This is a genomic window from Desulfosoma profundi, assembly GCF_055387865.1.
In genome coordinates this window covers 2,588,244-2,603,755 of the sequence record NZ_AP042420.1, presented here as the reverse complement: position 1 = coordinate 2,603,755, position 15,512 = coordinate 2,588,244, and the positions used below count along the sequence as shown (strand labels likewise).

Below are 15,512 nucleotides of genomic sequence, written 5' to 3'. Positions count from 1 at the left end.
CCGTAGGACATTCGTCCTGGTGATAACATTGTGAGGCCTTTTAGGAGACCTCCCCTGGAAACACCGGCCCGGAAGGCCGTCCTCGCCGCACGGGAGGAAGTCCTCGAAGAGCGAGAATCCCCATAAAGAGGAAAAGCATTCCCGTGGCCGTAAACGTGGCGCGAAGGCCGAAACCGCCGGCCACCACTGCGCCGAGCAGGGGCGCCACGGCCCGGGATCCGGACACAACCGAGCTGTCGAGACCGTACACAGAGCCCTCTTCCCCTTGGGCCGTGTACGCGGCAAGAAGCGCGCTCGTGGACGGGAGGGTGCCGCCCATGGCGAAGCCGCACACGGCCTGAAGCGCCAACAGTTGCCACGCTTCCCGGACCAGGCTCTGGGGAAGGTAGGCCAAACCACTCAAAACCGCACACACCACCAATACCCGTTCGTGCCCGATCCGATCTCCGAGCCTTCCCCAGAAAACGGCGGAAAAAGCGCCCATGGCGGCCACGACAGCAAAGAGAAGGCCGGTGAAGGTATTCACCGACGCCCCTGGTTCCAAAAGGCTCTGAATAAAAAAAGGCGCGATGGGGACAATCATCATGCGCCCGAGATAAGCGCAGAAACGTAGTCCATAAGCCATGACCACGCCTGGACGTTGGAGAACATTCCGCCAGGACTCCCATAGCCCTGCGGAAAAGCGGCCCGATGGCACCCCTCCGGAGGACTGAAACACTTCTTGAACGCCCAGTGCCACTAGGACGCCGGCCGCAGCCAAAAGACCTCCCGTAATCAAAAAAGCCGATCGGTAACCTAGGGTGTCGGCAAGAACTCCTCCAAGCAGTGGCCCGATGGCGATGCCCCCGGTGAGTCCTAACTGCATGACCCCCATGGCGTACCCGATGCGTTCCCGAGGTACCGCCGCCGCCACCAAAGCGTTAGCGGCGGAAATAATCCCGGTGATCAACCCCTGAAGTGCTCGAAGGGCCACCAGTTCCTCTGCAGAGCGCACAAAAGCCATGGCCGCCAAAACCAAGGCGCCCCCGAATAAGGATCGTTCCACCATGAGTTTTCGTCCCAATCGATCGGCTAAACCACCCCAAATGGGCGAAGCGATCATCATGGTGACGGCCTGAGCCGAAAAAACGAGTCCCGCCAACAGCCTGGTATCCCAATGCCAGGCTGAGCCCAGATGTTGGACGTAAAGGGGCAGAAAGGGAAAGATGACGGAAAATCCAACGGCAGAAAGTAGCTGGGCGGCAAACATGATCCACAAATTGCGCTGCCAGCGAACCTCTTTCACTCAAACCTCCCGAAAGGGTCCATTATTGATCCATCGTGTCCAAACACAATCCGCGGCATCCTATCTGGAAGCCATGTGAGGAGACAACCACGCTTTTTCCTCCATCAGGGTCCACAAGGCCGAAAATCCCGCTTTTCAATTGGAGCAATCATTGCTAAGGTGCGCGCCTGCTCACGTTGACTCAGCGGGAAACCGTGCCTATTTGAGTGAAAAAGCCTTTAGAAAAAGGAGAACACAATGGTTCACATGACTCCGAAAGCGGAAGAGGTCCTCAAGGAATACTTCCAGGACAAGCAGATCCACCCTATTCGGATTTTCCTCCAGCAGGGCGGGTGAAGCGGCCCGTCATTGGCTATGGTTCTGGATGAACCTACAAACACGGATGCGGTCTTCAAAGTCAACGGCTTCACCTTGGTGGTCAACAAGAACTTGATGGAATTCACAAAATCTCTAACCGTCGACTTTGTGGATAACGGCATGGTTTCCGGATTCCGCGTGCTTTCCGAAGTGCCGATCGGCGGAGGAGGATGCGGGAGTTCGTGCGGCAGCTCCTGCGGCTGAGCCGGAAATCCCTTATCTGACAAATGCAAGAGGGCCCGCAAAGGGCCCTCTTTTTTGTCCCGCGGGAACTGCGATCGTCAATGGGTTTGCCCAATTGTCAAAACCGCCGGGAACGAATAATGGTCACGATGAGCCAGAGGCCGAAGAGCCCCGAGGTCAGGTAGCCGATAATCCCGAGTGCGGAATAACCGAAGAGGAATGGCTCCACCCCCGTGGTGATAATCATGGACGAACCGATGATCATCGCCGCGATGATAAGCCCCAAGGTCAATCGGTTGGACATACTGTCCAGCGTGCGCCTGAGATCGCCTAGGTTTTCATGTTGAAATTTAACATTTAAGTCCCCGCGCTGGATCTTGTCCAAAATTTGGAGGATGCGCGGCGGAACATCCCTTTGCATCTGGCCAAGGTGTCGCATCGTGCGGCGGATTCCCCGCAACAGCTCTGCGGGCTTCCATCGATCCATGGACAGACGCTTGACCAAATCCTCGGCTTCTTCAATCACATTGAGTTCCGGCGCCAGCTCCCGCGCCGTGCCCTCGGCGGTGATGAGTGCCCGAATCATCATGGCCAAATCCGACGGCAAATGCAGCTTGTAATCGCGCAACATCGTCGCGATATCCATCAGAAGCGAGCCGAGGTCCATCTGTTCCAGGGGGATGCCGTGATAGGCATCGAGGAGATCCAGAATTTCGCGGTGAATCAATGCACGGTCCGCGGAAGAATTCCCACCCCGAGCGAATTCCAAGACGATTTCCAAAACCCGATCGCTATCTTTTTCCACAATGGCATGGATCAGCTCAATGATCTCATAGCGCGTCTCGCGGCTCAAGCGCCCCACCATGCCCCAGTCCAGCAAACACAGGCTCCCATCGCCTGTGACTAAGATGTTGCCGGGATGGGGATCGGCATGGAAAAAGCCATCCTCCAGGATCTGCTTCACCATGGCCCTCAGTCCAAGCCTCGCCAATGTCAATCGCTCGGCCTCGTCGGCTTCGAACATCACTTCCGAAAGCCGCCGACCCTCGATCAGTTCCATGGTGAGCACACGGCGGCGCACGTAATCATCCAAAACTTCGGGGGCGAAACAATGCGGCACGTTTCGGAAATTTGCCCGGAAAATGCGGATGTTTCTGGCCTCCAGCGTAAAATCCAGCTCTCGGGTCATCGTTCGCCGAAGTTCCTTGGCGAGATTGGGCAATTCATAAACGCGAAAATCTTCCAATCGCTCGTGGATCTCGTGCGCTACACTTTCGAGGATGTAGAGATCCTTCTTGATGATTTGGCCAATCCCCGGCCGCTGGACCTTGACCGCCACCGGTTGTCCGGACCGGGACAAGACGGCCCGGTGCACTTGGGCCATGGAGGCCGACGCCAAAGGCTTCTCCTCAAATTGCGAAAACAGGACCTCCAGCGGCTGCTCCAGGGACTTTTCCAATACGGACCGAATCGCCTCAAAAGACACGGGAGCAACGCTTTCCCGCAGTTTTCTCAGTTCTTGGATGAGGGGATAAGGGAGAAGATCCGGCCTGAGGCTCATCATCTGGCCGAATTTGACGAAGGTAGGACCAAGGTCTTCTAAAGCCCGACGGATTCTTTCGAAAGTCGTGGTTTCGACATCAGGGGGATATTGGACTCCAGGAAGATGGCGTGTGGGAAAACCGAGACGGAACAAGACATCGTCAAAGCCGTACCGGAAAAGAATGACGGCGATGTCTTTGAATCGCCCCAGGTGCATGATCGTCTTGAAGTCCACACAGCCCCCTCATGGCCCCCGGCGGTGTCCATCCCGATCGCTACGCGCGGTTCTCACGTTCTTCCAGCATGGAGACACGTTTTTCCAGATTTTCCACTCGATCTTTCAGTGCCTCCAGTTCACTGCGCCGCGCCACATCCACACGTTCCACGGCCTTCTTGATGTTTTCGCTGAGCGATGTCTGAATCTCCTCCCACTGTTTCTCGCCGCTGCGAATGAGCTCCTCGGCCAGATTGTCGGCTTCTTCCCTGGAAAGTTTCCCCTCCTCGACAAGGGACTTAGTCGCTTTTTCCACCTTTTCTTTCGTCATCACCACGGCGCCGAGGCTTGCCAAGAGCCCTTTCTTGATCAGTTCCAACATGACACCCACTCCTTTCCCTGTGGATCCCCGCCAACCCCGAAACGGCATCGGACCGGGATTCATCCCATCCCTTCGACCCGCAGCTCGATGTATGTATCTCCCCGCACCGATGAACCATGGCGATGGATTTTTTTCCCGAGATTCTTCAACCTCAGCCGCGTGCCGTTCGAAACCCCGGGTGGAATCCTCACCGCCACCCGTTTGTTGTCTAAATGGGGTAAAGCCACTTCCATGACCGTCCCATGGAGGGCCTCTTCCAAATCGATGGTCAGTCGATACACCACGTCAGCATTTCCGGTGTCTGCAGCTGTCTTGGAGGCTCCCTCTTGACCCAAGCCCATCCAATCCAATGCCTTCCGCACCAGGCGTTTGCCCATGCTTTTGCCCGCCTGATAGAGCAGGGTCGCGCCCACCTTCAGCACGGGCAGCACAAGTGAAGATTTTTTCGAACCTTGGGGAAAATCCGAGCCGGATTCCGATCGAGGCCCGGTTTCCGGTCGGCTTGAGTACCGATAGACGCGAACGCCACCAGGCCCCCCCCACATGGTTGTCCGAAAGACAAACGTCTTCCCTCCGAAAAAGATATTGTTCAAAAAACTTTCATCGAATCGGAACCCCATGCGTTCGAATTCTCGACGCATTTCCGAGAAAACTTCTTGAGCCTGTCGGCTCATGAAGAAGTCGCGAAAGATGTCTTCCTGGCTGTACCCGAAGCCTCCTGAAGGCCCATAACTGCCGCCGTTTTGGAATCCCAACCCCCGAAATCTGTCGTATTCGGCCCGCTTGTGAGGATCGGACAGCACACCGTAGGCTTCGTTGATTTTCTTGAACCGTTCTTCTGCCGCAGGATCCCCAGGGTTACGGTCCGGATGGGTCTCGAGGGCCAATTTGCGAAAAGCCCTCTTGATTTCCTCTGGAGACGCATCGGGGGAAACCCCCAGAATGCTGTAGTAGTCGTTGCGGCCTGAGGTCATCGTTTTTCCCTTTCACCAATCAAGATTCTCGGCGCCTTCGGTGCATATGACGCCGGGTGTCCCGAAGAGCGATTGAGGACAGCAATCTATGGTAGTTTAGCATCATCTGACACCGGTGGTGAAAGAAATCCTCACTGCTTTCCACATTTTTAATAAGATCATGAGGATGCCACAACACCCGAGCGGACACACACGCCACACGTTCGGCATCCCGGCTCAGGAGCGCACGGCGCCGAAGGCACCCCCTGGAAGGCCTGCTCGTATTGACGGCGGAGGAACGATCTCTTGATTCCGTGGTCCACGATCTCCCACGGAAAGATTTCGTCATCGTTTCTTTCCCGCATCACCCAAAAATCAGGATTCAGGACCGACTCCCTGGCGGCTTGAGACCAGCTGAGATTTTTCACCACCGTCTTTTCCAGCAATTCGCCCACCCTACGGTCCCCTCGAGAAAGAAGCGCTTGGACATAGGCCCATTTGGGCAAATCGAAGTGTACACGCACATTGGCGACCTTCCCGAGAGCCTGCTGAAGCCATTTTGCTCTTGCCTTCAACTCCCCAACGCCGGCGAAAGACGCCCACTGAAATGGGGTGAAGGGTTTGGGGACGAAGGAATGGATACTGAGGGTGATCAAGCCGATTCTTTTCCGCCCACGACTGCGCTCCAACACCCGGTGTTTCACCCTTTTGACCAAATCCACCGTCGCCGCCAAATCTTCGCGCATCTCAGACGGCAAGCCGATCATCAAGTAGAGCTTCAGATGAAAAACCCCCGCTTCGGTCAGCCGTTCCGCCGCCGAGAGGACATCCTCGTCCGTCAAGCTTTTTCCGATGACCGAGCGCAGACGCTCCGATCCTGCTTCGGGGGCAATGGCGACCCCCTTCAACACACTCTCCCCTAGGGCTTTCAAGATATCCGGAGAGACTTTATCCGCCCGCAAGGATGAAAAATGGATCTGGACGCCCCGTTCCAGGAGGCCATGACATAAGAGATCCATTTGGGGGTAGTCAGAAACTGCAGGACTGACCAAGCCGATCCTTGAGGTGTGGGCCAACCACTCTTCCGCAACAGATTCGATCGCTTTCACCGCATGGAATCGAGACGGTCGATAAACGAATCCGGCAGCGCAAAACCGGCATCCTCGGCCACACCCTCGGCCGATTTCAATGAGCGCGATGTTTGAAAATTCCGTCTCTTCCGTGATGGTCACCGAAGCCGCCGGTGGAAAGCGATGCAGATCCACTTTGACGGCCCGGACCCGACGGGGTGCTTTCTTTCTTCGCTCAATTCCTTCCAAAACGCCCCTCCCCGCATAACGGGGAATGTAAAACCGGGGCACATAGATCCCGGGACACTCAGCCGCCAACGTCTCCAGCATCTCCTCCCGTGAAGGCGCCTGAGCCGCCGCCATCCACGTGTGGACAAACGGCCTGATAATCCCTTCCGCTTCCCCGATGAAGAAAAAATCCATAAAGTCCGCCAAGGGTTCCGGATTGAGAAAGACGGCCACACCTCCTGCGGCCACCAGAGGGTCCCTCTCATGCCGGTGAGCGCTCCGCATGGCGAGCCCGGCCCAATGGATCATTTCCAGGACCGCGGGGTAGTCGTTCTCAAACGATATGGAAAAGGCGATGAGGTGAAAGTCTGTCAGGGGCCGTGAAGTCTCCATGGACTCCAGTTTTGCTTCACCCGAACGATATTCCCCCACGAGCTCGGGATCTGGATAAAAGACCCTTTCACAGGTCACTTCGGGGATTTCATTGAAGAGTCGGTAGGCTGTCTGGAAACCGAGGTTGGACATCCCAACCCGGTATGTGTTGGGAAACGCGAGAACAATGCGAACCGGTCCTCCCTCCCTCCAGGAGAGGATGGTTTTCTCTTTCGAAAGCCTTAGCTGGGACAGTCTTTTTTGTTTCCAACTCATCACCGTGTGGAGCCGACAGTTCCGGAGGGAACACTCCCACAGCACGCCTCAACGAGCTGGAAACCCATGCACTATCCCCTTTCCCTGAAGAGAAGACCCCATGAGCTTATTGTCTCGGAAGCGGGACGGTCCCCCACGCCGAACCCATACTCGGGACCCGTCGCCGCTTCCTTCACACCACAGGACGGGGAGTCATGCCAGGAAAAGCCAAACGCGATCAATCCGCTTGTTTCCGAATGAATGTGGGGATGTTCCAGTCTTCCTCGTCGACCGTTCCTCCTGTGAGTCTTTTGAAGAAACTCCGCCTCTTGGGCCGATCCTCCAGGATCAGGTCATCCCGGATTGCCGCACTGGCGGCCGCGGGCATCACCGTTGTTTCCGGCACATGGGGAATGATGGGTTCCGCGGCGACACCCGGACGAATCTTTGCGACGCGCGACAAATCGCGTTTGGTTTGCGTCTTCGGTTGCCCGATCCCCGTGGCAATCACCGTCACCCGCAACTCATCGCCCATGGATTCGTCGATGGTCGTTCCGAGAATGATCTGAGCTTCGTTGTCCACTTCGTTATAAATGATCGTGGAAGCTTCTTCAAACTCGTACATGCCCAGATCCGGACCCGCACAGATATTGATCAAGGCCGCGCGCGCCCCGTGGATGGAAATGTCTTCCAACAACGGACTGGAAATAGCCATCTGGGCCGCCATGGCCGCCCGGTTTTCGCCTTTGGCCACGCCCGTGCCCATCATCGCCAGCCCCATCTCGCTCATGACGGTCTTCACATCCGCAAAATCCACATTGATCAGACCGGGATTCATGATGAGGTCCGAGATGCCTTTGACGGCGTGGAGCAGAACGTCGTCGGCTTTCCGGAACATCTCAAGGAGAGTCGCCCGCCGATCGGCTAAACTGGTCAGGCGGTTGTTAGGGATGCTTATGAGGGTATCCACCACTTCGCTTAAGGCTTTGAGCCCTTGTTCCGCATTGCGCTGTCGGACCTTGCCCTCGAAGCTGAAGGGTTTGGTGACCACCGCCACCGTCAAGGCCCCCAATTCCTTGCAGACTTTGGCGATAATCGGCGCACCCCCCGTTCCTGTCCCTCCACCGAGACCTGCGGTAATGAAGACCATGTCGCTGCCCTGCAACGCTTCCCGCACCTTATCCAAATCTTCCTCGGTGGCTTTGGCCCCTTTGTCCGGATCGCCCCCGGCTCCGAGCCCCTTGGTCAGATTGGTCCCCAACTGGATGCGCACCGATGCTTTGTTTCTCTCCAAAACCTGAAAGTCTGTGTTCGCGGCAATGAATTCCACGCCTTCCATGCCTGCATCGATCATGTTGTTCACGGCGTTGCCGCCCCCGCCCCCAATCCCTAAGACCTTGATTTTTGCTCCATTCATTGGCTTGCTCTCCATAGCGACTCCCCTTCTTCTGTCCTGTTAACGTCCCCGTCCAGCCCCGCCTGGCAAGCGGGGCACTTGAAACCTCCGCCCCGGCCGATCCATCTCAGCGCCGAGAGATCTGCAAGAACACCGGATCAAAACTCCTTCAGGAGTCTCTTGATGATCGCCCAACCCCTTTGCCACACACCCTCTTCCGAGCGCCTGGGACGGCGCGCGGGGCCATGCTGCTGTCCATAAAGCAGAAGCCCGGTGGCCGTGGCGTACACGGGGTTTTTCACCACATCTCCGAGACCGCCGAACCGATAGGGAACTCCGACCCGCACAGGAAGATCAAAGACACGTTCCGCCAAGTCCCGAATTCCGGGGAGCAGAGATACCCCGCCCGTCAAGACCACCCCGGCATGAAGGGATTCCATGTAGCCGGAGCGGATCAGTTCCAATTCTGTCACCTTCAAGATTTCCTCGACTCGCGCCTCGATGATCTCCGCCAAAATGGACCGAGCCAGTTCCCGAGGTTTCTGTCCCCCCACAGACCCTACGGCGATCACTTCCTGAGGATCCACTCGCTCGATCAAGGCACAGCCGTATTGGCGTTTGATCTTTTCCGCCTCGTCGATGGCGGTTCGGAGCCCCACGGAGATGTCGGACGTCACATGATTGCCCCCCAGGCCGATCACCGAGGAATACCGGATCGCCTGTTCCCGAAATACGGCCACGTCCGTGGTGCCGCCGCCCATGTCCACAAGGGCGACGCCCAAATGCTTCTCGTCGGGATCCAAGACGGATTCGCTGGAAGCTAAAGATTCCAATACGATATCCAGCACGTGCAATCCCGCTCTCTCGCAACACTTGACAATATTCTGCAAAGCGCTGGAAGCCCCTGTGACAATGTGCACTTTAGCTTCCAGCCGGACTCCGGACATGCCCAGAGGATCCTGGATGCCTTCCTGGTCGTCGACGATAAACTGTTGCGGGAGCACATGGAGTATCCGACGATCGAAAGGCATGGCAATGGCTTTAGCTGCTTCGAGGACGCGGTCCACGTCCGTCCGTGTCACCTCCCGGCTCTTGACCGCGATAACCCCATGGCTGTTGAGGCTCGTGATGTGCGTCCCGCCGACACTGGCATAGACCGCGGAGATCTGGCAGCCTGCCATTCTTTCCGCCTCGCTCACTGCTTTGCGAATGGCGTTGACGGTCTGGTCGATGTTGACCACCACCCCACCGCGCATGCCCACCGACGGGGTCGTCCCCACCCCCACAATGTCAATCCCTTCGGGTGTCATTTCCCCAACGACAACGCACACCTTGGTGGTCCCAAGATCCAAGCCGACGATCAGGTCGTCTCTTTTCGCCATGGTCTCCTCTTGACCCTCAGGGTTTCAACCCTTGCCGAAGGTGGGCATAGAGTTACACTCCTTGCGGTTTCTGAAACCGACCCTGAATATAGGCCCGATCGGGATACGACAGATCCGCGGCGTCCAGTCCCTCAAGGCCTCCGCGACGCTCCAGTTCTCGAATCACTGCGCGCAGTCGCCGGAACTTCCGGGAAAAATCCCCGGAGCCAAGATGAATCCGGGTTCCTTTGGGATTGGCAAATATCGTCACGCCATCCAGGGAATCCCACAAGATTTCCGATACAAACCGCACTCCGAGGCCTGGAACCCCCTCCAGAGCTTCAAGAAGCTCATGGAAGGCCTCCAAAAAGGACGCCGGAACTTGATCCCCCAGAGTCGGCCTTTTCTCGCCGACTTTTGTCACATAGGGGAGCTCCGTATAGGCTTCCGGCTTCACTTCGAGAAACAAAACCCCTTCATCATCCATGAGCAGCGGACGGCTCCCCATGACCACCGCTTTCGGTTGTCGCTCATCAATGGTGACCAGGAGGCGTCCGCTGGGATCCAAGTCCACCCGAGCGGATTTCACCCATGGGAGTTTCTCGAGTCGCTGCACCAGCACATCCAGCCGCAGCCGCAGCATATTGATTCCTTTGGGCAGGCCGAGTGCATTCAAAACGGTTTTCCGGTCCAATTTGACGGCTCCGCGAATTTCAACGGAGTCCACGGGGAGGATCGGGGCGTCCAGCAAGGCGGCATATCCTCGGGCAAGCAATCCACTCATGCCCCCGGCGATCCCCATGATCAGTCCCAGAACCAGGATGACTCCCACCCAGTGGATGGGCCCCCCGACACGACGAGGATCTCTTCGGTATCGGTTCCGTTTGGGCCGCATCATTCCAGCACCTGGACTTCCAGCTCCAAATTCACATCGAATCGTTCCTGTATGCCTTTTCGGACAGCTTCGATCACCTGAAGCACGTCGGCCCGGGTCGCTCGCCCCCGGTTGACAATCCAATTGGCGTGAATGGGGGACACCTCTGCATCCCCGACCCGAAACCCCTTGAATCCCGCCTCATCAATGAGCGCTCCGGCGGATCGGCCTTGCGGATTCTTGAAAATACAGCCCGCGGAAGGCCACCGGAGGGGTTGAGTACGGCGTCTTACACGAAGAACTTCGGCGATCCTTCGAGCGACCTCATGGGGCATGGCCGGCGTCACACGAAAATCTGCTTCCAGCACGACGCTACCTTTGGGGAGACCGCCGCAGCGATAACCCATGGAAAGGGCCGAGCGGGGCAGGCTCTTCTCCTGAAGATCCTCGTCGAGAATCCGCACGCGCTCCAGCACATCCCCAATCGAGCCCGTTCGAGTCCCGGCATTCATGACTACGGCTCCACCCACCGCTGCGGGAATGCCCGCAAGAAATTCCAATCCCGTCCACCCATGGCGCATGGACAATTTTATGAGTTGAGACAGCGGCATTCCGGCCCCGGCGCGCACGATCCCAAACCGGTCGTCTTGTGGGGGCCGCTGGAAATGACCGCAGCACTGGTCCAAGAGAATCACCACATGTTGCCAGACTCCGTCCGGAAGAAGGACATTGCTGCCCCTGCCCAGGATTGTCCACGGAACATTTTCATCCCGAAAACTCTTCAAAAGGGTCTTAAGGCCCGTTTCCGTCTTCGGCCGAACCACACATCGCACGGTTCCGCCTACACGAAACGTGTTCAGCTTCGATGCCGGCACATTCCACTGGACGTCCACTTCGGCTCCAAGAGACGAAAGCACGCGCTCCCAGCTCATGCGCCCTTCCTTCCGTGAGGGTCCGCCGGCGGACCGGCCTCCAACTGTTCCAGGAGCCACTCCCCCACCTGCCAAACATTCCCGGCGCCCAACGTCATGACGACATCCCCAGGCCGGACCCGATCGAGCAGGGCTTGGGTCACGTCTTGCAGCGTGGGACAGAAGGTGATGTCGTGATGGCCGTATTTGGCCACTTCGTCCGCTAGACGCCGCCCGGTCACCCCTTCGATGGGAGGTTCACTGGCCGCATAAATTTCCGTGACGAAAAGAACGTCAGATTGATAGAAGCAGGTGGCGAACTGGTCCATCAGGCCGAGGGTTCGCGTATACCGATGGGGTTGAAAGACCACCACCTTGCGCCGATGGGGATAACTCTCGCTGAGAGCCTTCAACACCGCCCGGATTTCTGTGGGATGGTGCCCATAATCGTCGAGGACCAAAACATCGGCACGTTCGCCCTTGATTTGGAAACGGCGATGGACCCCGGTCATGTCCTGAATCCCCAGGCGAATGGCGTCCCATTCCAATTCCAGTTCCACTCCCACAGCAACAGCCGCCAGAGAATTCAGCACATTGTGCCGGCCGGGAATCGGAATCAGCATTTCCCCCAATTCGCGGTCCTTGTGATAGGCGCGGTATTTGGTCCCCAGGCCGTCCACGGTGACTTCCCGTGCCTGGAAATCCGCCTGAGAGGAAAACCCATAAGTGACAAAGCGTTTCTGAATCCGGGGCAGGATGTGTTGAATGTTTTCATCTTCAAGGCACAAGACGGCTTGGCCGTAAAAAGGCACCTTGTTGATGAATTGCAGAAAGGTTTCGCGAATGTGCTCCAAGTCACGATAAAAATCCACGTGCTCCCAATCAATGTTCGTCACGACGGCAATGGTCGGCGACAGAAGAAGGAACGTCCCGTCACTCTCATCCGCTTCAGCCACGACAAAATCGCCCGCACCCAGTTTGGCGTTCGTGCCCCAAGCGTTGAGTTTCCCTCCGATGACCACCGTGGGATCCAGCCCGCCCCGGGCGAGCACCGTGGCCACCATGGACGTCGTCGTGGTTTTCCCGTGGGCGCCGGCCACCAAGACCGCATACTTGAGCCGCATCAGCTCAGCGAGCATTTCCGCCCGACGAATGACGGGCACCTTGCCCAGTTTCTTCGCGGCCATAACTTCTGGATTGTTTTCGGCAACCGCAGAAGACAACACCACCACGTCGGCGCCCTGCACATGGCCTTCGTGATGGCCAATGTAAATTGTCGCGCCCAAGTCACGGAGCCGGCGCGTGAGGTCGCTTTCCCTCAAGTCCGAGCCGCTCACGTGATATCCCAAGTTGAGCAGCAGCTCGGCGATGCCGCTCATACCAATGCCGCCGATGCCGACAAAATGAATATGCTGATAGCGTCGATACACCTCAGAGCCTCACGAACGAATTCGCCGGGCGACATTCAAAATGATGCCCACGGCGATGCAGTTGGCAGTCAGCGAACTGCCACCGTAGGACATAAAAGGACACGTCAAACCCTTCGTAGGAAAAAGCCCCAACACCACCCCAATATTGAACCAGGCCTGGAAGACGATGAGAAAGGTCAAGCCCAGAGCGAGTAGGCCTCCTAGGTCATCGACCGCCTTCAGGGCCACGAGGAGGCCTCTCGAGAAGAAGAACATCACGAACGCGATGAGAACCACGATCCCGATAAAACCGAGCTCTTCCGCCAAGACGGCCACAATGAAATCAGTGAAAGGCTCGGGAAGGTAAAAGAGTTTCTGCTGTCCCGCGCCAAGTCCTTTGCCCCACAGCCCACCGGATCCCACGGCGATTAGGGATTGAATGAGGTTGTAGCCACTGTCCAACGGATCAGTCCAAGGATCAAGGAAAGCCATCAGGCGGGCCAGTCGGTAAGGGGAGTGGATGACCATGGCCGCCAACCCCATTCCGGCCAGTGGCACAAAGAGAAAGAGATGGCGCCAGGGAACTCCGCCGGCCGTCCACAAAACGAAACTGACCGCCGTCAAGATGGCACAGGTTCCGAAATCCGGCTCCTTCAGCAAAAGGCAACATAGCAGCCCAAGGACGCATAAAGATGGGAAAAGGCCGGCAAAAAACCGACCCAGGTGGTCTTTCTTTCGAGCGAGGTACGTGCTGAGGTAGACCACCCAGCCGACTTTGGCGTATTCCGACGGCTGCAACAAAAACGATCCAAACCCAAACCATCGGCGCGCCCGGTTGATCTCAACCCCGATGCCTGGAACCAAAACGAGAGCCAGAGCGACCAACAGCCCCAAAAGGATGAGTTTGGACAAGGGCATGTAGAGCCGATAGGGAAAACGCTCAAAAAATGCGATCAAGGCTACCCCAGCCACGGCGAAGACCGCCTGTTTCAGTGGATAAGAGGGTAACCCACCAAGGAATCCACCCTCTCGCAGTGCCGTGGACACACTGGCACTCCAAATCATGAGAATGCCAAAAGCCATGAGCGTCAGCACGACAGCCCAAATTTGTCCAGAGGGACTCCATAAAGCCCGGGCTTCCTCTCCGTCCCTCTCCGGAGGCCCATAGCCCATCATCCCAGCTGTCGTTTCACCAGGCCCCACGCTCATGATCACGCCGCCCTTTTACCGGCCCCCCGTGGAACTTTTCTCGTGCTCTCGAAACAAGGCACGGAAATGATCCCCTCGCGCCGCATAATTGGGATACTGATCAAAAGACGCACATGCGGGCGACAGCAGCACCACGTCTCCCGGCTGAGCTCGTCTCACGGCCTCGTGAAAGGCCTCCTCCAAATCCTTGACTGCAATTGCCGCAACGGTCCCTGAGAGTTCCGAAGCCGCCTGTGGCCCCGTCTCCCCAAAGCCCACAACGGCACGAACCTTTTCGGCGCACAAGGCGGAAAGGTCCCGAAAATCCGTCTTCTTGGACCTCCCGCCCAGCAGAAGCACCACCGGCTGAGAGCAACTTTCCAAGGCTTTGAGCACGGCCCCGACGTTCGTTCCTTTGGAATCGTTGATGAAATCAACCCCATGAACCGTCCCCAGCCACTCCATCCGATGCGGTGACGGTCTGAAGGTGTCGATGGTTTCTTGAACAACCTCGGGATCAACCCCGCAACGCAGCACCGCAAGAGAAGCAGCCATAAGATTTTCCAGATTGTGCCACCCTCGCAAAGCCCATCGGTCAAGACGAAACCATCGGCGGACGCCATCCCGATCCACAACGCCCATGGTCCGGCCGTCCGTATAAGCTTCCGCGCCGACATCCAGCCGGGAAAAGAAAAGCGTCCGCGCTTCCAACGTGGCCGCCCAGCGGCGACATACGGGATCGTCCTTGTTGATCACCGCTGTTTGCCCAGCCGATTTATCCTTTCGGAAAAGGGAAAACTTGGAAGCCGCATACGCCTCAAAATCCGGGTACCGGTCCAAATGATCCGGTGTCACGTTCAAGACGATCCCAATGTCCGGCGCAAAGCGGGAGGCACTGTCCAACTGAAAGCTGCTCACCTCGAGAACACACCAGTCGAGCGCTTCTTTTGGGGAACGTCCGTCACCGGAGCCTCCGCCATGGTCAGCCAGCCACGCGGCCAGAGGTGTACCGATATTGCCACCGACGAACACCCTCAGACCGGCCTTTTGCAAAAGGGTTCCCACCAGTTCCGTGGTGGTGGTCTTTCCATTGGTGCCCGTCACGGCAATTGTGGGAGTATTAAGGGCCAGCCATGCCCATTCCAACTCGCCCACCACTGGAACCCCCCGGTTCCGCACTTCCGCAAAAATTTCCGTGTCCAAGGGCACCCCTGGGCTGACCACCACCAGGTCGGCATCCAGAAAATCCTCGAGACGATGGGGGCCCAGCCGTGTGTCAACCCCCTCGGAGGCGAGGGCCGCGGCCACCTGATGCACCCGGGCATCCCGGGAGATATCCATCGCCCGTACACGATATCCTTGCCGAAGCCCCAACCGACAAGCTGCCTGGCCTGAGATTCCCAGCCCCACCACCACAAGGAGGGGAGGAGTATGAGAGTTTTCCATAACGTCAGACGGCATCGCGGACGCCTTCTGGTCGCCTTCCGGGTTTCCTGCACTCCCGGCAACTCTTACGCTGGCCTGTGATCTCT

13 protein-coding genes are annotated in these 15,512 nt (G+C 57.4%); 1 reads left to right on the top strand and 12 read right to left on the bottom strand.

The features are described 5' to 3' along the window. Positions 1 to 40: 40 nt before the first annotated feature. Positions 41 to 1,285: an MFS transporter gene (locus ACZ5K9_RS11250; protein WP_464271430.1), complete on the bottom strand. Its 1,245-nt coding sequence runs from the start codon at positions 1,283 to 1,285 to the stop codon at positions 41 to 43. Between the two features lie 237 nt (positions 1,286 to 1,522). Between ACZ5K9_RS11250 and ACZ5K9_RS11245 the strand changes: the two genes are divergently transcribed. Beyond that, positions 1,523 to 1,846: an IscA/HesB family protein gene (locus ACZ5K9_RS11245; protein WP_464271429.1), complete on the top strand. Its 324-nt coding sequence runs from the start codon at positions 1,523 to 1,525 to the stop codon at positions 1,844 to 1,846. A gap of 97 nt (positions 1,847 to 1,943) precedes the next feature. Here ACZ5K9_RS11245 and ACZ5K9_RS11240 read toward each other — a convergent pair whose 3' ends face one another. From ACZ5K9_RS11240 to murD, 11 genes are all read right to left on the bottom strand, one after another. After that, positions 1,944 to 3,602, bottom strand: a complete 1,659-nt coding sequence (locus ACZ5K9_RS11240) for an ABC1 kinase family protein (protein WP_464271428.1) — start codon at positions 3,600 to 3,602, stop codon at positions 1,944 to 1,946. A gap of 40 nt (positions 3,603 to 3,642) precedes the next feature. Beyond that, positions 3,643 to 3,963 carry a phasin family protein gene (locus ACZ5K9_RS11235; RefSeq protein ID WP_464271427.1) on the bottom strand — a complete coding sequence of 107 codons (321 nt, stop codon included), beginning with the start codon at positions 3,961 to 3,963 and terminating at the stop codon, positions 3,643 to 3,645. A 59-nt stretch (positions 3,964 to 4,022) separates the two neighbouring features. Next, on the bottom strand, positions 4,023 to 4,937 hold the full coding sequence (locus ACZ5K9_RS11230) for a DnaJ domain-containing protein (protein WP_464271426.1): 915 nt from the start codon (positions 4,935 to 4,937) through the stop codon (positions 4,023 to 4,025). A gap of 158 nt (positions 4,938 to 5,095) precedes the next feature. Then, the gene (locus ACZ5K9_RS11225) at positions 5,096 to 6,862 is read right to left on the bottom strand and encodes a radical SAM protein (protein ID WP_464271425.1); all 1,767 of its coding nucleotides are present in this window, start codon (positions 6,860 to 6,862) and stop codon (positions 5,096 to 5,098) included. A gap of 217 nt (positions 6,863 to 7,079) precedes the next feature. Continuing rightward, the gene (gene ftsZ / locus ACZ5K9_RS11220; RefSeq protein ID WP_464271424.1) at positions 7,080 to 8,258 is read right to left on the bottom strand and encodes a cell division protein FtsZ; all 1,179 of its coding nucleotides are present in this window, start codon (positions 8,256 to 8,258) and stop codon (positions 7,080 to 7,082) included. Positions 8,259 to 8,395: 137 nt separating this feature from the next. Further along, entirely contained in the window at positions 8,396 to 9,619 is a 1,224-nt protein-coding gene (gene ftsA / locus ACZ5K9_RS11215) for a cell division protein FtsA (protein WP_464271423.1), read from the bottom strand. Positions 9,620 to 9,671: 52 nt separating this feature from the next. Next, on the bottom strand, positions 9,672 to 10,496 hold the full coding sequence (locus ACZ5K9_RS11210; protein ID WP_464271422.1) for a cell division protein FtsQ/DivIB: 825 nt from the start codon (positions 10,494 to 10,496) through the stop codon (positions 9,672 to 9,674). Then, the gene (murB, locus tag ACZ5K9_RS11205; protein ID WP_464271421.1) at positions 10,493 to 11,404 is read right to left on the bottom strand and encodes a UDP-N-acetylmuramate dehydrogenase; all 912 of its coding nucleotides are present in this window, start codon (positions 11,402 to 11,404) and stop codon (positions 10,493 to 10,495) included. The genes ACZ5K9_RS11210 and murB overlap by 4 nt, the downstream gene beginning before the upstream one ends. Beyond that, positions 11,401 to 12,813 (bottom strand): UDP-N-acetylmuramate--L-alanine ligase, encoded by a 1,413-nt coding sequence (gene murC, locus ACZ5K9_RS11200; protein ID WP_464271420.1) that lies wholly within the window; start codon positions 12,811 to 12,813, stop codon positions 11,401 to 11,403. The genes murB and murC overlap by 4 nt, the downstream gene beginning before the upstream one ends. Positions 12,814 to 12,822: 9 nt before the next feature. After that, positions 12,823 to 14,001: a putative lipid II flippase FtsW gene (gene ftsW / locus ACZ5K9_RS11195; protein ID WP_464271419.1), complete on the bottom strand. Its 1,179-nt coding sequence runs from the start codon at positions 13,999 to 14,001 to the stop codon at positions 12,823 to 12,825. A 15-nt stretch (positions 14,002 to 14,016) separates the two neighbouring features. Next, entirely contained in the window at positions 14,017 to 15,441 is a 1,425-nt protein-coding gene (gene murD, locus ACZ5K9_RS11190) for a UDP-N-acetylmuramoyl-L-alanine--D-glutamate ligase (RefSeq protein WP_464271418.1), read from the bottom strand. Positions 15,442 to 15,512: the final 71 nt, after the last annotated feature.